The sequence below is a fragment of the Myroides sp. NP-2 genome, from assembly GCF_014145665.1.
Classification (GTDB): domain Bacteria; phylum Bacteroidota; class Bacteroidia; order Flavobacteriales; family Flavobacteriaceae; genus Flavobacterium.
The window spans coordinates 87,742-108,442 of record NZ_JACHTD010000012.1; the positions used below are offsets into that span (position 1 = coordinate 87,742).

19 protein-coding genes and 1 pseudogene are annotated in these 20,701 nt (G+C 38.9%); 13 read left to right on the top strand and 7 right to left on the bottom strand.

The window, feature by feature from the left end; genetic code table 11:
• Positions 1–4: 4 nt before the first annotated feature.
• Positions 5–1,687: a pseudouridine synthase gene (locus tag H4K35_RS12305; RefSeq protein WP_182628264.1), complete on the bottom strand. Its 1,683-nt coding sequence runs from the start codon at positions 1,685–1,687 to the stop codon at positions 5–7.
• A 107-nt stretch (positions 1,688–1,794) separates the two neighbouring features.
• Here H4K35_RS12305 and H4K35_RS12310 point away from each other — a divergent pair, with 107 nt between their 5' ends.
• Positions 1,795–2,367, top strand: coding sequence for a hypothetical protein (locus tag H4K35_RS12310; protein WP_182628265.1), 573 nt, complete (start codon positions 1,795–1,797; stop codon positions 2,365–2,367).
• Between the two features lie 55 nt (positions 2,368–2,422).
• On the opposite strand, the gene H4K35_RS12315 is transcribed toward H4K35_RS12310, so the two are convergent.
• Positions 2,423–3,496, bottom strand: a complete 1,074-nt coding sequence (locus H4K35_RS12315; protein ID WP_182628266.1) for a serine hydrolase — start codon at positions 3,494–3,496, stop codon at positions 2,423–2,425.
• Positions 3,497–3,747: 251 nt separating this feature from the next.
• Between H4K35_RS12315 and ffh the strand changes: the two genes are divergently transcribed.
• Positions 3,748–5,085, top strand: coding sequence for a signal recognition particle protein (gene ffh, locus H4K35_RS12320; RefSeq protein ID WP_182628267.1), 1,338 nt, complete (start codon positions 3,748–3,750; stop codon positions 5,083–5,085).
• Positions 5,086–5,170: 85 nt separating this feature from the next.
• Positions 5,171–6,058: a bifunctional 5,10-methylenetetrahydrofolate dehydrogenase/5,10-methenyltetrahydrofolate cyclohydrolase gene (locus tag H4K35_RS12325; protein ID WP_182628302.1), complete on the top strand. Its 888-nt coding sequence runs from the start codon at positions 5,171–5,173 to the stop codon at positions 6,056–6,058.
• 80 nt (positions 6,059–6,138) lie between these two features.
• Here H4K35_RS12325 and H4K35_RS12330 read toward each other — a convergent pair whose 3' ends face one another.
• Together H4K35_RS12330 and H4K35_RS12335 are read right to left on the bottom strand one after the other, a co-directional pair.
• On the bottom strand, positions 6,139–6,684 hold the full coding sequence (locus H4K35_RS12330) for a 5'(3')-deoxyribonucleotidase (RefSeq protein WP_182628268.1): 546 nt from the start codon (positions 6,682–6,684) through the stop codon (positions 6,139–6,141).
• 181 nt (positions 6,685–6,865) lie between these two features.
• Complete coding sequence (locus tag H4K35_RS12335) at positions 6,866–7,279, bottom strand: hypothetical protein (protein ID WP_182628269.1); 414 nt, start codon at positions 7,277–7,279, stop codon at positions 6,866–6,868.
• A gap of 345 nt (positions 7,280–7,624) precedes the next feature.
• Here H4K35_RS12335 and H4K35_RS12340 point away from each other — a divergent pair, with 345 nt between their 5' ends.
• The 7 genes and pseudogenes from H4K35_RS12340 (at position 7,625) to H4K35_RS12370 (ending at position 13,768) form a co-directional block, all read left to right on the top strand.
• On the top strand, positions 7,625–7,972 hold the full coding sequence (locus tag H4K35_RS12340; RefSeq protein WP_182628270.1) for a helix-turn-helix domain-containing protein: 348 nt from the start codon (positions 7,625–7,627) through the stop codon (positions 7,970–7,972).
• A complete protein-coding gene (locus H4K35_RS12345) occupies positions 7,966–9,252 on the top strand; it encodes a type II toxin-antitoxin system HipA family toxin (protein ID WP_182628271.1) in 1,287 nt (428 codons plus the stop codon). Before H4K35_RS12340 ends, H4K35_RS12345 begins: the two co-directional genes overlap by 7 nt.
• Positions 9,253–9,387: 135 nt before the next feature.
• A pseudogene (locus H4K35_RS12350) lies at positions 9,388–10,647 on the top strand (FAD-dependent oxidoreductase).
• A 122-nt stretch (positions 10,648–10,769) separates the two neighbouring features.
• Complete coding sequence (locus H4K35_RS12355) at positions 10,770–12,047, top strand: hypothetical protein (protein WP_182628272.1); 1,278 nt, start codon at positions 10,770–10,772, stop codon at positions 12,045–12,047.
• A 21-nt stretch (positions 12,048–12,068) separates the two neighbouring features.
• Entirely contained in the window at positions 12,069–12,665 is a 597-nt protein-coding gene (locus tag H4K35_RS12360; protein WP_182628273.1) for a Crp/Fnr family transcriptional regulator, read from the top strand.
• Positions 12,666–12,709: 44 nt separating this feature from the next.
• Positions 12,710–13,354 carry a hypothetical protein gene (locus H4K35_RS12365; protein WP_255492462.1) on the top strand — a complete coding sequence of 215 codons (645 nt, stop codon included), beginning with the start codon at positions 12,710–12,712 and terminating at the stop codon, positions 13,352–13,354.
• Positions 13,355–13,366: 12 nt separating this feature from the next.
• Positions 13,367–13,768 carry a DoxX family protein gene (locus H4K35_RS12370; protein WP_182628274.1) on the top strand — a complete coding sequence of 134 codons (402 nt, stop codon included), beginning with the start codon at positions 13,367–13,369 and terminating at the stop codon, positions 13,766–13,768.
• A gap of 306 nt (positions 13,769–14,074) precedes the next feature.
• On the opposite strand, the gene H4K35_RS12375 is transcribed toward H4K35_RS12370, so the two are convergent.
• Entirely contained in the window at positions 14,075–14,818 is a 744-nt protein-coding gene (locus H4K35_RS12375; protein ID WP_182628275.1) for a phytanoyl-CoA dioxygenase family protein, read from the bottom strand.
• Between the two features lie 157 nt (positions 14,819–14,975).
• Here H4K35_RS12375 and H4K35_RS12380 point away from each other — a divergent pair, with 157 nt between their 5' ends.
• Positions 14,976–16,754, top strand: a complete 1,779-nt coding sequence (locus H4K35_RS12380) for a DNA mismatch repair protein MutS (RefSeq protein WP_182628276.1) — start codon at positions 14,976–14,978, stop codon at positions 16,752–16,754.
• 86 nt (positions 16,755–16,840) lie between these two features.
• Here the strand turns inward: H4K35_RS12380 and H4K35_RS12385 are convergent, their stop codons facing one another.
• Positions 16,841–17,653 carry a purine-nucleoside phosphorylase gene (locus H4K35_RS12385; protein ID WP_182628277.1) on the bottom strand — a complete coding sequence of 271 codons (813 nt, stop codon included), beginning with the start codon at positions 17,651–17,653 and terminating at the stop codon, positions 16,841–16,843.
• On the bottom strand, positions 17,625–18,650 hold the full coding sequence (lpxK, locus tag H4K35_RS12390; RefSeq protein ID WP_182628278.1) for a tetraacyldisaccharide 4'-kinase: 1,026 nt from the start codon (positions 18,648–18,650) through the stop codon (positions 17,625–17,627). Before lpxK ends, H4K35_RS12385 begins: the two co-directional genes overlap by 29 nt.
• A 169-nt stretch (positions 18,651–18,819) precedes the next feature.
• Here lpxK and H4K35_RS12395 point away from each other — a divergent pair, with 169 nt between their 5' ends.
• Entirely contained in the window at positions 18,820–19,914 is a 1,095-nt protein-coding gene (locus H4K35_RS12395) for a Nif3-like dinuclear metal center hexameric protein (RefSeq protein WP_182628279.1), read from the top strand.
• 2 nt (positions 19,915–19,916) lie between these two features.
• Entirely contained in the window at positions 19,917–20,699 is a 783-nt protein-coding gene (locus H4K35_RS12400) for a zinc ribbon domain-containing protein (RefSeq protein ID WP_182628280.1), read from the top strand.
• The last annotated feature ends 2 nt before the right edge of the window (positions 20,700–20,701 follow it).

Sequence of the window (20,701 nt, forward strand, 5' to 3'; positions counted from 1 at the left end):
AAACCTAAAACTGTTCTTTCACTTGAAAGCGTACCGTTTCATAGGTTCTAGGATGTCGGAACGCAATTTCTTCTGCGTGTAAGAAGAGGCGTGTGTTTTTGGTCCCATATAAATCATCGCCTACAATAGGAGTATTTAACCCCATGGGGTGAGAGGCATGCATGCGCAGTTGGTGGGTTCTTCCCGTAATGGGATAGAAGTAAACTTTGGTTTTTCCGTCTTTGCGTTCAATAACTTCCCATTTTGTCTTAGCGGGTTTACCGTGTTCAAAACACACCATTTGACGGGGACGATCTTCTAAATCGACGCGCAAGGGTAAGTCGATGAATCCTTCGTCTTCCTGAACGATCCCATCTAAAAGCGCTACATAGCGCTTGGTTACCGTTTTTTTGATGAATTGACTCTGTAGTGCCTTATGTGCCTCTTTGTTTTTAGCAATAATTAAAATACCCGAAGTTGCCATATCCAAACGGTGAACAATAAGAGGTCCCGTTGCTTTTGGATAGCGAATTTTCATACGTTCATAAACGGAGTCTTGAATGTATATTCCAGGAACACTTAAAAACTCCTCCGGCTTATTGATAATGGCCAAATCCTCATCTTCATATACTATTTCAATAGGCCGTTGTAACTCGGGATTCAGCAGTAGCGGATTGTCTTCTACGTCGAGGCCTTGTAGCATATGACCGAGAATAGGTTCACATTTACCTCTACAAGCCGGGTAGTAGTGTTGATGTTTTCGAATCTCTGATTTTGGCGATTCTCCCCACCAAAACTCAGCCATGGCAATTGGTTTTAAATCGTTGAGGTAGGCGTATTGCAACAACTTAGGTGCCGCACAATCTCCTGCAGCAGCTGGCGGTTGTTGCAGGGTTGTCTTTTCAAAAATATCGAGCAAATCTTGTTCTTCTTTGTTGAAATTGAGAAAGCGATACTGCTGAAATAGCTGATGTTGTAGGGCATTCGACTTCTGTTTGCGCTCCTCTTTTAATCGGTTGATCTCGGCGTCAAAATCGCAAATTATTTGTTGAGTCGCCTCAATTTGCTCTTGCCAATAGGCAGTTAATACGCGCAATTCATGCTTGTCGCGTAAACTTTGTTTGATTAGATCTTCGTTAAATGCTTCAAATTCAATCGAATTAAGTTGACTTTCTCGTTCTTCACGAAGAGCTTTTCGCTCGCTTTTCAATTGTTTGAGGGACTGTTTCTTATTTGCAATTGCCTCTTTTTCCGTGGTCGTTTGCTGTTGAAGCAATTGCTTGGCATTTCGATAAATGCCATCTTGTTGTAGCTTGTCAATTTGGGCGTTGATCGCGTTTAAAACCACTTCGCCTTTAGTGAAAAAACTATCATTATTCCACAAGTCAAAAACAGGAGGAACAAAACCTTCCAAATGCGTATAAGGCCCCAGTTTACCGGAAAAACCACGTAAATAACCCAATTCACCCGCCTGGTTCTCTACAATCAATACCCCAAACATTTTACCCGCAGGTAAGCACAACGGATGAGAAGGATCAAAAAGAGAAAGGAGTGCTTCGTTAGTTTCTAGCTCTCGTTGTAATTCTTCACAAGCAACAATACTCAAAGGATGAGGTTCGTAGTAAAAAGGAAACGTGAATTTTTGTGGTTTGTTGATCGATTGAATATCCGATTGAAATCGTCTAAAAGCTACATCGGGCGTGGACATGGTTCTGTATTTGATTGTTGCAAAATTACATATTATTCGCAGAGGTACAATTCGATTTTTTTGTGCTTCAAAAAAGAAGTACCTTGCTCTTTTAATACCTATTGCATATGAAAAATCCATCAACTTATTTAGCCCCAACGTACTTAAACGATGTTGTAACCTATGAAGAACCTTTGTATTTTCAAGACATGATTGATATCGAATGGAGGGGACAAATCCAATCCACCACAGGAGGAAGAAAGTTTAAGCTCTACTATTGTGGAACCTATGACGAAGCTATAAAACTGTTGGTCGATCAAGACGATTTTCCTGTTGTGATCTATGCAGAAGATTGCCAAACCAAGGAGCGTATTCTCCTTTTTGATTATGCCAAGCACGGCTATGATGCGCTATTTTGTGATGAATATGAAGAAGAAATACTCAAACAACGGGAGGGAGAACTACAACCGTTGCATTTAGGTGGAGAAACGGAATTTGAAATCCTCGTCTATGCGTATTATGGTATTGATTATGACGATGAAATGGAAGAATTTTTAAATGAAGAAGGGGAAATTGAATTGATCTCAGGAGAAATTATTTCACCGGAAGACCTCAAACGCAATGGTTTTGATTTTTTTGGTATGGATGTGATTGACACAAAAGGAAATCGACAAAGGATTGTGGAGTTTGAATTGGCGTAATGACAGGGCTGCTTTAGCCCTGTCAAGTTAATGAAATCGTTAAAAAGGGAAGAATCTACAAGTGTTGGCGCAAGACTTTTAATGCTTGCGCAACACCTTCTTGCGCTAGAGGTGTTCCACTATTCGCTAGTAGAATATAGGCTTTATGTGAAGTGGTATCGATCAAACAGTAGGAGAAGAACGTACCATCAGAACCGGCGTGTTCATATTGTAGTTGCTTGCTTTTTTTTGTCACTACCCATCCTAAGGAATAGGGGTGTTTTGTACTAAATAAATCGCGATACAAAGCGGCAGAAAGTACGTTGTTTGCCCTTGAAAGACCAGCTAAATTGAGCTGAATGTACTTGATGTAGCTGAAGACAGTCATGCTTAAATCACCAGCAGGTTCAATCAAGCTGAGGTCGTATTCAAATGTCGGTGGAACAGGAGTTAGTTCTCCTTCGGACAAGGCATGTCCCCAAGGCTGATCCTCTAAGTTTCGATTGGGCCATCCGATTACATAGTTGAGGTGTAGTTCGTCTCCTAAAATTTCCTGAACTAGTGTTTCCCATGATTTGTTCGTTACTTTTTCCAGCATGGATGCCGCAGTCGAATATCCTGCATTGGAATAGAAGTACGGTTCTTTTGTTTCAATGGGATCTTGAGTCAGCACAAACTGAGAAAAAGCGGTTCGCTGCTGTTGTTTTGTTCCCGAAAAAGGTGGAAGAGCTAATCGTTCTGTACCATTAGTATAGGCGTGAACCCCTGCACGATGCGACAGAAAATCAGCAAGAGTAGCCTTGTAATATTCGGGTTTGGCTTGTTTTTTTGCCTCAGGATATAAATCGAAATAGGTTGTATCCCAGCTAATAAGCCCCTTTTGAACGAGGGTAGCCGCGATAAAAGCGGTGATCGCTTTGGAGTTGGATCCCAAGTGAAAATAGTCGACCAAGGACGCATTGTTACGCGTATCTGTACTTTTGTGTGTGCCTGATGTTCCCAAGCTGAGAATACTGTCTTGGGTAATCACCGCATAGGTCAACTGGGGAATCTCATGTGCTTGTCTAATTTGTTCAATTTGATCATCTATCGTTTGCGCTTGAGGCGCCTGCATCGTTAAGATGAATAGAAGGAAGATTACTTTTTTCATAGTGGAATAATTCTAGTTCATCCAATTAAGGTACGAAATAAATCGCGGAAATGGAGTTTCCAATAGCAATAAAAAGCTTTATGGTGCGAAAAACAAGGCAGCAATACCTGCTGTTTCTTCCCTAAAAAGAGAAGAAAATAACAGTGCAGACGATATTATTTTTAAAAAAGACTATTTTCCTGCTTTTGCTTTTTGTGACTTAAGGAGTTATATAGTATCTTTGGCGCTTCAAAGTAGTAAATAATACCGATATGTTTGATAATTTAAGCGATAAATTAGATAAAGCCTTTCATATTCTTAAGGGACATGGTAAAATTACAGAGGTAAACGTGGCAGATACCTTAAAAGAGGTGCGTAGAGCCCTTTTAGATGCCGACGTTAACTTTAAGATTGCCAAAGATTTTACGAATAAAGTAAAAGATAAAGCCTTAGGACAAGATGTATTGACTACGCTTCAACCGGGTCAATTGATGATCAAAATCGTGAAAGACGAATTGACGCAATTGATGGGGGGGGAAGCTGCTGGAATTAATCTATCGGGTAATCCTTCTGTTATCTTAATGTCAGGTTTACAAGGATCAGGTAAAACAACCTTTTCGGGTAAATTGGCGAACTTCTTAAAAACAAAAAAGAACAAAAAACCGTTATTGGTAGCGTGTGACGTATATCGTCCTGCGGCTATTAATCAGTTGCACGTTGTAGGGGAGCAATTAGGAATAGAAGTATATTCAGAAGAAGGAAACAACAATCCGGTTCAAATTGCTGAGAATGCAATTAAACATGCGAAATCAAATGGTTTTAATGTCGTAATCGTCGATACAGCTGGTCGTTTGGCCGTTGATGAAGAGATGATGACGGAGATTGCCAATATTCACAAAGCAATTGCGCCACATGAAACCTTGTTCGTTGTGGATTCCATGACAGGACAAGACGCTGTAAATACAGCTAAAGCATTTAATGATCGTCTGAATTTTGACGGGGTAATCCTTACAAAATTAGATGGAGATACACGCGGTGGAGCTGCGATTTCTATTAAATCCGTAGTGAATAAGCCGATCAAGTTCATCGGAACAGGAGAGAAAATGGATGCGATTGACGTATTCTATCCAGAACGTATGGCTGATCGTATCTTGGGGATGGGAGACGTTATTTCCTTAGTGGAACGTGCACAGGCACAATACGACGAGGAGGAAGCGCGTAAAATCCAAAAGAAAATCGCGAAAAATGAGTTCGGTTTTGACGATTTCTTATCGCAAATCCAACAAGTGAAAAAAATGGGTAGCATGAAAGACTTAGTCGGAATGTTACCAGGAGTAGGAAAAGCATTGAAAGATGTCGAAATTGAAGATGATGCGTTCAAACACATCGAAGCGATTATCCACTCGATGACACCAAAAGAAAGAGCAACACCATCTGTTCTAGATGCAAAGCGAAAACAACGTATCGCCAAAGGATCAGGTACGGATATCCAACAAGTCAATCAATTGTTGAAACAATTCGATCAAATGAGTAAAATGATGAAGATGATGCAAGGAGCAAAAGGAAAGAATTTGATGCGAATGATGGGGCAAATGAAAGGCATGCAATAAAAATTAAAAAGAAGGTTTAAGGTTCACAATGAAGTTTAAACCTTCTTTATTTTACATACAACAACACACTAATTATTACGATTTAATGCAACTACTAGACGGAAAAAAGGTATCAGAAGATATCAAAAACGAGATCGCTGCTGAAGTTCAACAAATGAAAGCACGCGGAGAAAAAGTACCTCATTTGGCAGCAGTGCTTGTGGGAAGCAATGGAGCAAGTTTAACTTACGTTGGAAGTAAGGTAAAATCATGTGAACAAATTGGATTCGAATCTACTTTAGTCGCTTTACCTGAAGAAACAACAGAAGTAGAGTTATTGGCAAAGATTAAAGAATTGAATGAAGATCCTGCGATTGATGGGTATATTGTTCAATTGCCTTTGCCCAAACACATTGACGAGCAAAAAATCTTGATGGCGGTTGATGCAGACAAAGACGTTGATGGATTCCATCCAACAAACTTTGGTAAAATGGCCTTAGAAATGGAAACGTTCTTACCAGCAACTCCATACGGAATTATGGAGTTATTAGAGCGCTACAAAGTGGAAACTGCAGGTAAAAACGTGGTCGTAATTGGTCGTTCACATATCGTTGGTCGCCCAATGAGTATTTTGCTAAGCCGAAAAGGATACCCTGGAGATGCAACGGTTACCTTAACACACAGCCGTACCAAAGATATCGCTGCTATTACAAGAGAAGCGGATATCATTATCTCTGCGTTAGGAGTACCCTATTTCTTAAAAGCAGATATGGTAAAAGAAGGCGTAACAGTAGTGGATGTGGGAATTACACGCGTTCCAGATGAAAACGCACCAAGAGGCTATGTAATTGCTGGAGATGTGGACTTTGAAGAAGTAAGCAAAAAAGCAGCCTTCATCACCCCAGTACCAGGAGGAGTTGGTCCGATGACCATTGCCATGCTACTAAAAAATACACTTTTAGCGCGTGCAAGACGTGCGAAAAAAGGAGAATAATATACAAAGGGTGTCCAAAAGGGCATCCTTTTATTTTGGTGAATCTTCAACTTTGAATTGGAAGAAAGAGGTACAACAGTTTAACCCAATCGTTCTACCACTTCTTCCCAAGAATTTAGTCGATTGGGATAATCGATCTTAGCGTTGTGATACGCTGTGAATAGAAAACCATTTGCGCCAAATCCAACTAAATTTTCCGTCATATCATCCAATATGATATCCGCTTTAATTATAGGTTTATTCGCACAAAAAATCAGTTTTTTCCACGTTAATTCAGGGAAGTTTTTGGCTATAAAAGTACAGCGTGAAGCTAGAGAAAGAGGAAATTCTAAAGCTGCTGAAACAACATAAATATCGTATTTTTCTGAAAGAATTGCGATGCCCTCTTGTGCACCTTCTATAACAGCTACTTCTTGATAAAAATTCACCCTATTTTGTTGTTCCTTGATAAAGGAGATGTGAGAAAAAGGCAAACAATCATAAATAGTTTTTCCAAAAAGATCTTGTTTGCTTAGATGAGTGGAGTAAGCCTTGTTGTATTGCTCTACTAGTAAAGTAATAGAATCCGCAAGAACTTCATCCATATCGACTGCTAGGATGGGTTTTAAAGTTTCTCTTCTATTCATGGACGGGTTGGGGTTTAAGTGATGAATAAAAATAAACTATTTTTTATTTTAAATAATTGATTTAGTGCTGTTTATTTTTGTTTTAACTAAAAATTTAAACTAATAAAACAGTAGCTTTTATTTAATACAAACAACAAATTGTTTTGTCTCACTAGGCGAGTGATTGTAGATTCAAAATTGACTATATAGCACAAAGAATAACCCGCACAACTAACAAACCGTGCAAATTTCGTTTCTCTTTGCTTGTCGCTCTTTGCTCTTTGCTCGTTGCTCTTTGCTCGTCGCTCGTTGCCCGTCGCTCGTTGCCCGTCGCTCGTTGCTCTTTGCTCTTTGCTCGTCGCTCGTTGTAAAGCACAATTATCTTACAAACGAAGAGATTTAACAAATCGTAGCGTAGCGAAGATTCATCGAACACCAAAACAAAATATAAACCAGGTGAGATAAACCGTGCAAACCGCGCAAATAACAAACCGCGCAAAGAACAAATCATAGATTCATCGAACACCAAAACAAAATATAAACCAGGTGAGATAAACCGTGCAAATCGTGCAAATAACAAACCGCGCAAATAACAAATCATAGATTCATCAAACACCAAAACCAATATAAACCAGGTGAGATAAACCGTGCAAATTTCGTTTCTCTTTGCTCGTCGCTCTTTGCTCGTCGTTCGATGCTCGTTGTAAAGCACAATTATCTTACAAACCGTTCAACTAACAAACCGTGCAAACCGCGCAAAGAACAAACCGCGCAAAGTAAAGATTCATCGAACACAAAACAAAATATAAACCAGGTGAGATATACTACACAAAATATTTATTGTCCACTAAATCATTCATTAAAACAACTTAGTTGTATTACTGACTTATTTTTCATACATTAGATATAGTTTTTAATTAATGAGTGATATTTCATTTATTAATAGTTAAATTCGATTCTTATGAGTAATATATCGGACATTAGTGTACTTTCGGATAAAGCAATACTCCAACAGATTGGATTGTTTATCCAACAAACGCGAATCAAGCAAAATCTAACCCAAGACGAGGTAGCTACACAAGCGGCAATTAGTCGTTCAACATTGAGCTTGATCGAACGAGGGGACAATCTATCTTTAGTTAACTTAATTAAAATTTTGCGCACCTTGGATGCCTTGTACGTTTTACAGTCTTTTGAAGTAAGAGATGAATTAAGTCCATTGCAATTAGCTAAAGGAGAGAAGAAAAAACGCCAACGCGCGTCTAAACTAAGGGAGGATAATCCGGATAATACTGATTTAGGATGGTAACAACAGCTTTTGTTCGACTATATGGTCAGTTGGTAGGTGCTGTAGCCTGGGATGCACAGAGAGGAATCGCCAGCTTTGAATATGATCCTAAATTTAATTTAGAGCAGTTTCCTATTGCTCCACTCAAAATGCCAACAAAAAATAGAATTTACAGCTTTCCCGAGTTTCGCGATAGTGAAACCTTTAAAGGTTTACCCGGTTTACTAGCAGATGCTTTACCTGATCGATACGGAAAGGAGTTGATTAACGCATGGCTGGCTCGACAAGGACGCCCAGACAATAGTTTAAATCCGGTGGAACTACTGTGTTTCATCGGTAAACGAGGCATGGGCGCGCTATCGTTTGAACCTACCTTGATCAAAGAAGTCCCTTCTTATGATATTGAACTGACGGCATTAATTGAAACCACTAAATTGCTTTTGGAGAAAAAAGAAAATATTTCAATTCAGACCCAAGCCAATATGGAGGATGTGATGATGGATGTATTAAAAATGGGAACATCAGCAGGAGGTGCACGCCCCAAAGCGATTATTGCCTATAACGAAAAAACAGGACAAATCAAATCGGGACAAGCTCTTGTAGATTCCGATTTTGAACATTGGATCATCAAGTTTGACGAAGTCAGTGACGTGCAGTTTGGAGAATCTAAAGGCTATGGTCGTGTAGAAATGGCGTATTATAAAATGGCTACCGATTTCGGGATTGAAATGATGGAATCGCGCTTAATCGAAGAAAATAATCGTGTGCATTTTATGACCAAGCGCTTTGATCGAATAAAAGGCAACCAAAAAATTCACAGCCAAACGCTTTGTGCCATACAGCATTACGACTTTGCGAATATTACCTCCTATAGCTATGAGCAAGTCTTTCAAACCATGCGTCAATTGCGATTGTCCTATGCGGAAGCGGAACAAATGTTTAAGCGAATGATTTTTAACGTGATTGCGCGAAACTGTGATGATCACACCAAAAACTTTTCTTTTTTGATGACACAAGAAGGCAAGTGGAAATTAGCACCTGCTTATGATATTTGCTTTGCTTATCGCCCGGATAGTGTATGGGTAAGTCAACATAACTTAAGTATTAATGGAAAGCGTAAGGATTTTAAACGAGCAGATTTGATCGCTATTGCAGAACAAAATTCTATTCGAAACCCAGCGCAACTTATCGATAACTGCTTGACACTCGTTCAACAATGGCCATCCTATGCTCAAGCCTATCAAGTAGAGGAGGAAAAGATACGGAATATAGACCAATGGTTAATCAAAACGATGGCATAGCGCCAATAGGAGGGAGATTTTATTTAACTTCATCAAAATCATACAAGAAGTAAATCACACAATATCAGTAACATTTGTTACATACTATTCCAATATTAATGCCTATTTTGGAGTATCAAACTAAAAACTCACCCCATGAAAAAGCATTATCAAATCCTTATTATAGGAGCGGGAACTGCGGGTATTATGACCGCGGCCCAGTTAAAAAAGCGAGACCCGAATTTAGAAATTGCCTTGGTAGACCCTGCAGATCTACACTATTACCAACCCGCTTGGACCTTGGTCGGCGCAGGTGCGTATGACAAGCAAAAAACTATTCGTCCCATGGGATCCCTGATTCCCAAAGGCGTTACCTGGATCAAAGAAGAAGTAGTTCGCTTTGATGCCGATAATCAGGCGATTCAAACGAATAAACAGGGCACCATAACTTACGATTATTTGGTGGTGTGCCCAGGGTTAGTCAATGATTATTCTTTAATTGAAGGCTTAGCAGAAGCCGTCGAAAAGGGAGTGGTTTGCAGCAATTATATTGATCCTGAATACACCTGGAAACAACTGCAAGCCTTTGAAGGAGGTACAGCTATATTTACGCAACCCAGTACGCCAATCAAATGTGGCGGTGCGCCTCAGAAAATCATGTATCTCGCTTGTGATTACTTTCGAAAGAAAGGAATAGATAAAAAAACAAAGGTCTATTTTCCCATGCCAGGGAGTGTAATTTTTGGCGTTAAAATAATTGCCGATACTTTATTGAAAGTGATTGAGCGTTATCAGATTGATTTTATGCCGTTGCACAATCCTATTCGAATTGATGCAGAAGCGAAAATAGCCTATTTTAAACCAACGAATGCACAAGATAATCATTGCTTTGTGACCTCGGACGATCAACAAACCCAAGTATTAGCAGAAGGAGTGGTGGCTATGCCCTTTGATTTCTTGCATTTGGCACCTCCTCAAACAGCTCCAAAATTTGTCCAAACTTCCAATTTAGTCAATGCAGCTGGTTGGTTAGATGTGGATCACCATAGTTTATAGCACAACAAGTATAACAACATCTTTGGTTTAGGAGATGTAGCTGGATTGCCAACGGCAAAGACGGGAGCGGCAATTCGCAAACAAGTACCCGTAGTCGTGGATAATCTTATGCGATTAATTCAAAACCAAGCGGCTACTAATAAAAGCTATAATGGTTATTCTTCTTGCCCACTCGTAACGGGTTATGGCAAAATGGTACTGGCAGAGTTCAACTACCAAAATGAATTTATTCCCGATCCCAAATTGAAGCAGATGTTGGTATTTTCCAGTCACAAGGAACATTGGCGTTTATGGATGCTCAAAAAACATTTCTTGCCATACTTATATTGGTCGAAGATGATGAAAGGGGAGCAGGTATAGCGGATAAAAGAGAGATTCGCCTTAAACAAAGTGACGCTCTTTCTGTATGGAATATCCACATTTTTAGGGATAATGATACAACAGAAATAAAACTACCTTTATCAAGAATAAAAAAAGGAAGGATGAAACAAGAAGTCAAAAAAACGATAACCCCACAAAGAGAGTGGTTTTTAAAAGGAGAACAATACGCCAAAGCGATTAATGAGATGGTTGCTTTTGGCAATGAACACGGATGGGATAAATGGGAAGGAGAAGAAGCAGAAGACAAAAGAGATCATTTGGGAGAGCTAGTCTTTGAAGCCCTGAAGCAAGCCAATTTAGAAGATACAGTAGATGCTTTTAGAGCAGACTTTCCACCGGCTTACACGCCTTTAATCCCATTTCTAGAAACAAAATCCCAATATATTGGTGATCTCGTAGCGATTGATGCTCATACGGTTGCTTTTTTAGCGGGAACTTCTTTCGAACGCAGAACGGCTTACTTGGTATCTGGGACTTCTGTTCGTCCACTAGACGAGCAAATTAAAGGATTGGGAAAATCCATGCAAAACAATGTAATGGCTATTGCCTATGCGGATAAAATAGTAACTCAACAAGGTTGGAGTGGTCCTATACTTGCGGAATTTCCATTAGGGGATCTCACTCAAATAGGTATTTCAAAACTCATCCCATTTAACGATGGAAAGCGCGTTTTATTCCTTTCGATGGAAGGAATATATTTGCTAGAAGAACAGAAGCAAAAGCTTATTCATCCCCTATACACAGAAGAGGAGAGAAAAGAAGCGCAAAAAGAGGGGTATGAACTTTCTATTGATATGGAAAATGCCACCCTATCACATGATAATACCTATATCGTAGTAGGCGATCAAGGGAGAGACCACCGCATCTTGACTGCCAACGGGGAGGAGGTAGGAAGTGTTGGTCCTCAATCGTCTTATCCGCATTTTTGTCTGTTTTCCAAAGATGACAGTCAATTGATTACCAACTCATGTCATTTCTATAATGGAATAACCATTGGCGTAGATGGTACAAAGTTGGACGGGATGCGTGTAGAAGCCTATGAAGATAGTGAGGATTTTGTTTATATGGATGAGAATATGCGCGTGTACCAAGGCGTTGCTTTGGAAGATTACTATGTTTTAGGAGATGCTTATGGTTACATTCGCGCAATCAATCAAGCGGGTGAAGAAGTGTGGCAGCACTTTTTGGGAGGTACAATAAGCGGCATTGCTGTGTCTGAAGATGAAACAACCCTATGGGTTGGTACCTACTCAGGTACTTTACACAAATTAGTCCTCGGCAAGGGAATACGCGATACACATACCATTGGTACCAGTGATTTATACGAAGAATTTCGATTACTCGTTTGGAAAGAAGAACCCCAAGTGTGGAGATGGTAATTCAATAAAAAAAACAATGACATGACGGAAGATTATGTAGAGGTCTTAGTGAAGCATATACAGCAAACCATAGGATTGACCGATCGAGAGATAGAACGCCTAAACGAAGTGGCGGAAGTTGTTTCCCTCAAGCGCAAGGAATTGCTGCTGCAACCTGGGCAATTGTCTCAACACATGCGATTTATAGCGAAAGGAAGCGCGCGTTGTTATCACCTAGATGAACAATCGAAAGAGCACACCTTGCAAATAGGCATTGAAGAGTGGTGGATCAATGATTTATACAGCTATTTGGCACAAAAAGAATCTAAGTTGTTTATTCAAGCCATTGAACCTGCAGTGATTGTGCAAATTAGCCGAGAAAATCTCGAACAATTATACATCGAAATACCCGCTATATCTACGTTTTTTCGTTTAAAAATACAAAGCGCCTATGTCGCCTTACAAGAGCGTACAATCGAAAATATGAGTGTGGACGTGTATACGCGTTATCAGCGCTTTATTAAAGAATACCGCAATATTGAACAACGCGTTCCTCAATATATGATCGCCTCTTATTTGGGGGTAACTCCCGAATTTTTGAGCTATCTCAAGAAAAAACACCTCGATAGTCTTTCTTAAGATATCTTAAGAACCACGTTTTAACGAGCGAATACATTTGTCCTATGAAAGTAAATAATCATAGACAGATGCTATTCGCTCGTTTTTTTATCGTCCTATTAGGAATGCTAACCTTTCCTGTTTTGGGGCAATCTACAACCTATACACCGGATGTGATGCTTGGGCATCGATCGTTTGCTTATACCCATACGATAAGCCATCGCCTCTCCGATGACCTAAGTATCCAAAATCTAGTTTTGTTCGATTCTGAATATGAGAAGGATACACATAATATCTTTTTTGTTCGCAATACGATCGCTTATAAATTACCTAAAAACTTTGTGTTGAATGCGGGATTTGGAGTGAAAAACCCAGGGAAATTCGCTAGTGTTTACCTGCAGTATCAAGTAAAGAGAAAAAATTTTATTGGGGTATATGGAATAGGAACAACCTACCAAAAAGGTTTCACATTAGAACAATCACTATTGCTAGAATATACGCCCAAATTAACGCAAGAATGGGAAGGGTTCTTTCGCCTTTCTGCGGTTGGCAATGTCAATCGACACGAATATACCCGCGGATTTCAACATATTAGAATAGGCGCAAAAAAAGATAAAGTAGCCTTGGGGTTGGCAGCTAATTTTGAACAATTTAATATGAGTTGGGACCATTTAGAAAATTATGGGGTTTTTGTAAAAGTAAATTTTTAACTGGAAATAATAATGAATAAAAACGCAAACACAGGACTTTTAATTAGTCGAATCGCTATCGGATTTCCCATGTTGTTTTATGGGATTGGCAAAGTAATACACGGCATTGGATTTATCCAACAAGTACTTGTAGATAAGGGATTGCCTGCTTTTTTTGGGTATGGCGTATACGTAGGTGAAGTGATCGCTCCTCTGCTGTTAATACTGGGGTGGAGAACGCGTTTAGCAGCTGCTGTATTTGTAATCAACTGTATAACAGCGGTGCTTCTCGTACAAAGCAGCCTTATTTTTAGCCTCAACGAAAATGGCGGATGGGCAGTAGAATTGCTGATGATGTATGCCTTGGTAGCCGCAGGCTTGTTTTTTACAGGTGGTGGGAAATACGCCCTTTCCACAACTAATCCATGGGATTAAAAAAAGAAGTAGTAAAAGAAAAAATAAAAGAGAAAAGTAGAAAAAGGTATAGTAGATAACAGAATTATAAACAAGAGCTGTACAGTTATAGTAGGACGAGACAAGGACGAGACATGTTTTCTTTGTGGTACGTCCATAATGAGTCCATAATGAGTCCATAATGACTCTATTAAAATAACGGTTTCTAATAGAGTCACTATAGACGCATACTAGATTTACAATGCAGCTATTAGGTTGAAATACCAAAGATAGATCGTTCATAGGGCGATTGAAGAAAAAGAGGAGACCTAAAAAGTTTCCTCTTTTTTATAGAAATAAGTCCGTGTGATTCAACTGTTGTTTTTCCGCTGAGCTAGGGTGATTGTTTGAATCAATAAAGGAGCGGAAGTGAGGGTGATCATCACAAAAAATAAGATCAAAGGCCAGGCGATTGTTTCCGTATAAACCACGGTGAATCATATTGGCAGAGAAAACGAGCAAATCCCCTCGGTTTAATTTGATTTGTTTTCCCCTAGCTAAAGGATCACTAGGTGTTTTTCCGTTCAAACACAAACGAGTATCTTCCTCTTCTTGTAAATCCCATTCCCGATGTGTTCCTGCAATGAGTTCAATGCCTTCTTCTGCTCGAAAGGGAATCCTAAAGTGAATGACTTGTTGCGTTTTTATACTTTCCTTTTGTTCCGCTAGAGACATTCCCGTGTATTGAATATCGCGATGCCAGTAGTTCTTTTGAACCGGATTATAGGGATCAAAAAAAAGTTGTGTATTGAGAAATAAAGCTTTTTCAGGGAAAATACCACCTATGACTTCGCGTAATTTGGCTTGGGTGATGAATTGAAAAAGAGCCAAGCGTTCCCTTTCACTAATAAACGAACTCGATGTAATACTGTGGCTGTTGATGAGTCTTTTTTCGTATTCATCTTGATGCTCCTTTATCCATTGGTTGTGAAAATGCAAAAGAATAGATTCAATTTCTGCTAGTTCATGATCAGCATAAAAATGAGGGAAATAAAGATATCCTTGTGTGCTAAAAAGGGCTGTCGTATTCATTGGGTAAGGTATAAGTAAAAAATAAAGATAATTTATTTCTTTTTTAAATGAAATTTGCTGTGATTCTTTTGTCATCTATACGGAGCTCCCTTGCTTAATTATGTATATTTGTTAACACCAATACAAAAAACCTTTTTAAAACTAAAACCTTAAAAGAATGGAAATATACGCCAAGAGACACGCGCTTTACCAAGATAAATACAACGAGATTAGAAAAAAGTACAAAATAGTAGGCGCCTTGCGTTTAGTCGCTTTTTTGGCGATTGTGTACTGTTTCTATTTGTCTGTATCACGGGCAGATTATCAGTATTTATACGTAACAGGTGGATTGGTTTTAGTCTTTTTAATTTTCTTGCGTATTCATGCCTCTTATTCGTGGAAAATGCGTTATGCTGAGGCATTGATGCAAATTAATCATGAAGAAGATGCTTTTCTAAAAGAAGATCGATGGCCTTTTGAAGATGGCCATGAGTTTCATACCCCTGATCATCCTTATGCCTTTGACCTAGATATTTTTGGACCAAAATCTATTTATCAATACTTAAATAGAACCGCATCTTATAAAGGAAAAGAGCATTTAGCCACCCTTTTAAAAAGTAGAAGCAATAAGCAAGACATCCTCAAAAATCAGGAAGTGATTAAAGAGCTGTCGCAAAAGGTTGAGTGGAGACAAGAGATTTACGCCTACAGTAAATTGTCTAACCTCAATAAAGAGGCTTATGATCGCTTAAAAAAATGGAGTCAATCCAAGGTAAATACGCTGAGTAAGCTTTCTTTAGCACTCGCTTATGCCTTGCCTCTGGTATTTGTTGTGGCATCCATCGGCTTTTTTGTCGATTCGTCCAATATCGTTTGGGGCTATATCGCATCAACGGTTTTCTCGTTGAACCTCATTATGGCCATGGCTAAAGTAAGACTAATTCAAGCGGAACTTGGTGGCGTAGAAAAAATACACGAAACCATTGAAAGCTATAGCGCTATCATCAAGCGAATTGAAAAAGAAGAATTTGCAACGGAGCGCATGAAAATGTACTTGAAAGAAATTAAAAGTGATTCGTTTAAAGCGAGCGTGGAACTGAAAAAACTATCTCGCTTATTCGAGCAACTCGAAACCGTTGCCAACTTGTTTGTGTCGATTTTATTTAATGGATTATTTCAATTTCACGTTCACGTCTTGCATAAATTCTTGAAGTGGAAAAAAGATAAAGGAGCGTTGGTGCTAACCGTTATCGATATTGTGGGAGAAGTAGAAGCCTTTAATTCCTTAGGAAACTATTCGTACAACAACAGAAGCTACACCTTCCCCGTTTTGAATGACAGCAAACAAATGGCCTTCCAAAATTTGGGACATCCCTTGTTAAATGCCAAAAAACGCGTAACCAACGACATCGACTTTTCCAATCAGCGCTTTGTGATTCTAACAGGATCTAATATGTCTGGAAAAAGTACGTTTTTGCGCACCATTGGGGTGAATTTGGTTTTAGCGGGAATAGGAGCGCCTATCTGCGCGACAAAAGCGACGTTTTTTCCATTGCCTTTATTGGTATCCATGCGATTAACGGACTCCTTAGAAGACAGTGAATCTTACTTCTATGCAGAGGTAAAACGCCTGAAAATGATTATTGAACAAGTGCAAAGCGAATCTTGTTTCGTCTTATTAGACGAGATTCTAAGAGGAACGAATTCGGATGATAAACAGAGTGGTACCATTGGGGTGATTCACAAACTAATTCGAGAACAGACCTATGGTATGATTGCTACCCATGATTTAGAGGTGTGTAATACAACAAATGAGTATCCTACTGTCTTAATGAATAAGTGTTTTGAAGTGGAAATTAAAAATGACGATTTACACTTCGACTACAAAATAAGAGATGGCATTTGTCAGAATAAAAATGCAACTTTTATTATGAAGAAAATGCAGATTATAGATTAGTTTACAACAATGGTTCACAGTTTACCATACCTTGTCAACCGTAAACTAAAAAAGGCTATCAATTTTAAAATTGATAGCCTTTTTTATTATAATTGACCTACTAGAGTATTGATTAAGTCACGGGCAATTGGTTCTGCTGCTTGTACTGCTTTTAGTACTTCGTCGTGGTTTACGTCAGCAATACCGTCTTCATTTCCCATGTCTGATATCACGGAAATACCAAATACTTTCATATCCATGTGACGGGCTACGATTACTTCAGGAACGGTTGACATTCCCACACAGTCTCCACCTACAGCACGCACCATTTTGTATTCAGCTAGTGTTTCAAACGTTGGACCTTGTAAGCCGTAGTACACCCCTTCTTTTAGATCGTAATTTTTTGCTTTTGCAATAGCTTTTGCACGCTCAATGATGCTCTTAGTATACACTTCGTTCATGTTGACAAAACGAGGACCAAAACGCTCGTCGTTATGTCCGCGTAATGGATGATCTGGAAATGCGTTAATGTGATCTTTGATAATCATAATATCACCCACTTTAAAGGTAGGATTAACCCCACCAGAAGCATTGGAAACAATAAGCGTGTCTACACCTAAGTACTTCATTACGCGAATGGGAAAAACCGTCGTTTTGATGTCGTATCCTTCATAGTAATGAAAACGCCCTTGCATGGCAACAACTTTTTTTCCACCTATTGATCCGAAAATTAAGGCCCCTTTGTGTCCTTGGACAGTAGATACAGGAAAGTTAGGAATGTCAGCATAAGAGATCTCATGCTCAATAGCGATATCCGCTGTTAGATTACCCAATCCTGAGCCTAAAACGATACCGATTTCCGGTTTAAAATTCGTTTTTTCAATAATGAATTTAACGGTTTCTTGTACTTTCTCCCACATAGTTTAAAATTTTAGTGTCAAACGCTTCGCTATGGTTTAAAAAAGCGGTTTGAATAGGTAAATAAAATAATTGACGTTCAGGAAGAAGTCCATTGAGACGAACATAATCTTTTTCCGTTGTGATGATCGATCTTCCCGCTGCTGTCTTCAATATTAACTCAATATCTGCAGGTGAAAAATGATGGTGGTCAGGAAAAGTCAAACACCTGGTGTCTTCTTTTTTGAGATGATCGAAAAACGACTGTGGTTTTGCGATGCCTGCTACCAAAATAAAATCCTCCTGAATTAATCGAGTAACCTCCACTGAATCAGACTTTGAATATGCAATTTTACTAAAATCAATATACGTAAAAAAAGACAATTGTCCTTGCTTTAATTGTAATTGTTGTGTTATGCTTTTTTGTTGTTGGAGACTAAGGTCTTTGGGACATTTGGTAATCACGACAATATCGGCGCGTTTAGCCCCTGTTCTCGATTCTCGTAGATTGCCTGTAGGCAGTAAAAAATCCTTAAAATAAGGATCGTCATAGGTGGTGAGTAAAACGTATAATCCACCTTGAAAGGCCAAGTGTTGAAAGGCATCATCCAAAACGATAACCTCTGTTTGTGGTTTTTCTTGTAAAATAGAACGAACACCATTGACGCGCTTGGCATCTACAGCTACGTTAATGTTGTTAAATTTAGTGTGGTATTGAAAAGGTTCGTCTCCAATTTGCTCCATAGTCGTTTGCGCATTAGCCAAGAAGAATCCCTCGCTCTTTCTTTTATATCCCCTACTTAAGGTTGCGGTTTGATACCGGTCTTTTAGCAGGCGAATGATGTATTCTACCATAGGCGTTTTTCCCGTGCCACCCACACTGAGATTACCCACAACAATAGTCGGAAGATCAAAAGAGGTACGCTTAAATATACCAATTGCATAGAACCAATTGCGGATCCCTGTAATGCAACCATATAAAATGGCAAATGGAAAAAGTAAAAAACGGAGTAATTTCATCTTACGAAAGTATCACTTTTTTTAACTTTTAGAAAAAAATAGTACGAATTGAGTGAAGGAAAACTTGAATGGCCTTGTCGTATTATAAAGACGGAATAAAGAAAGAAGATAAGGAGTAAAACGGTTTTTGTATCTTTGAGAAATAATGAGTGACAGCTAGTAATTGAATATGAAAGTAAAAGATATTTTTCCCATTTTAGAAGAATTAGCGCCTTTGGGCTATGCAGAGGATTTTGATAACGTAGGACTCTTGGTCGGCAGTCCAGAACAAGAAGTAAGCGGAATTCTCGTGTGTCACGATGCATTAGAAACCGTTGTAACCGAGGCGATTGAACAAAAATGCAATTTGATCGTGTGTTTTCATCCCATTTTATTTTCAGGGTTAAAGAAAATTACGGGTAAAAACTACGTTGAACGAGCAGTCATCAAAGCCATTAAACACGATATCGCCATTTATGCGATTCACACCGCTTTGGACAATCATCAAGAAGGAGTAAACAAAATATTTTGTACTACCTTGGGGTTGGAAAATACACGCATTCTTATTCCCAAAGCCAATTACATCCAGAAATTGGTAACCTATGTTCCAATAGCAAATACAGAGGCAGTACGTCAGGCGTTGTTTGGCGTTGGAGCAGGTGCGATTGGCAATTACGATCACTGTAGCTTTGTGTCAGAAGGAAAAGGAAGTTTTAGAGGAAATGAAAAAAGTAACCCTGTACTTGGGAAAGCAGGAGTAGAAGAAGTGGTGGGTGAACACAAAGTTGAAGTAATCTACGAAAAGCACTTAGAAGGAAAAATTCTCGCTGCTTTGTTTCAAGCCCATCCTTATGAAGAAGTGGCGTATGAAATTTACAACCTGGAAAATGCTTTGCAAAATGTAGGGATGGGAATGATTGGCGAATTAAAAGAACCAATGGAAGAACGCGCCTTTTTGGAGATGGTAAAAGAAAAAACAGGAACGGGAGGAATTCGCCATAGTGCATTTTTGGGTAAACCCATTCAAAAAGTTGCTGTGCTTGGCGGTTCGGGAAGTTTTGCAATCAAAGCCGCTCTGCAACAAAAAGCAGATGCTTTTATCACGGCAGATTTAAAATACCATCAATTTTATGAGGCTGAAAATCAGCTTGTTTTGGCGGATATCGGGCATTTTGAGAGTGAAAGATATACAAAAAATTATATAGTTGAGTTTCTTTCAAAAAAAATGCCTAATTTTGCAGTTATTTTATCAACAGTAAATACGAATCCAGTTAACTACTTATAACGATGACAAAGAAAAAAGAATTAACGGTTGAAGAGAAATTAAGAGCGCTTTACGACTTACAATTGATTGACTCAAGAATCGATGAAATCAGAAATATGAGAGGAGAGCTACCTCTTGAAGTTGAAGACCTAAAAGACGAAGTTGCTGGACTTAACAAACGCTTAGAGAAACTTCATGCAGATTTAAATGGCATCGAGGCTGGTATTAAAGACAAAAAATCAGCTATTGAAGAGTTTAAGGAAGCTATTAAAAAGTACACTGAGCAACAAAACGAAGTAAAAAACAACAGAGAATTCAACTCTTTAGAAAAAGAAATTGAATTTCAAAAGTTAGAAATCGAGCTTGCTGAAAAACACATTCGTGAAATGAAAGTGAGTATCGAAAATAAAAAGCTCAACATTGCTCAAACAGAGGAGCGTTTGAATGCACGTAATGAACACTTAACGCACATTGAGGCTGAGTTGAAAAACATTATGTCAGAAACAGAACGCGAAGAGCAAACGTTATTGGCTAAATCAGACGAATTCAAACAAGATATCGAAGAGCGTTTATTAAATGCATATTTGAGAATCAGAGGCGGAGTGAAAAATGGATTAGCAGTAGTATCAATCGAAAGAGGGGCTTCTGTAGGATCGTATTTTACAATTCCACCACAAACGCAAGTAGAAATTGCTGCGCGTAAAAAGATCATCACCGATGAACACAGTGGACGTATTCTTGTAGACAGCGCTTTAGCAGAAGAAGAAAAAGAAAAAATCGATGCGATTATCGCTAGTTTAAAATAAGA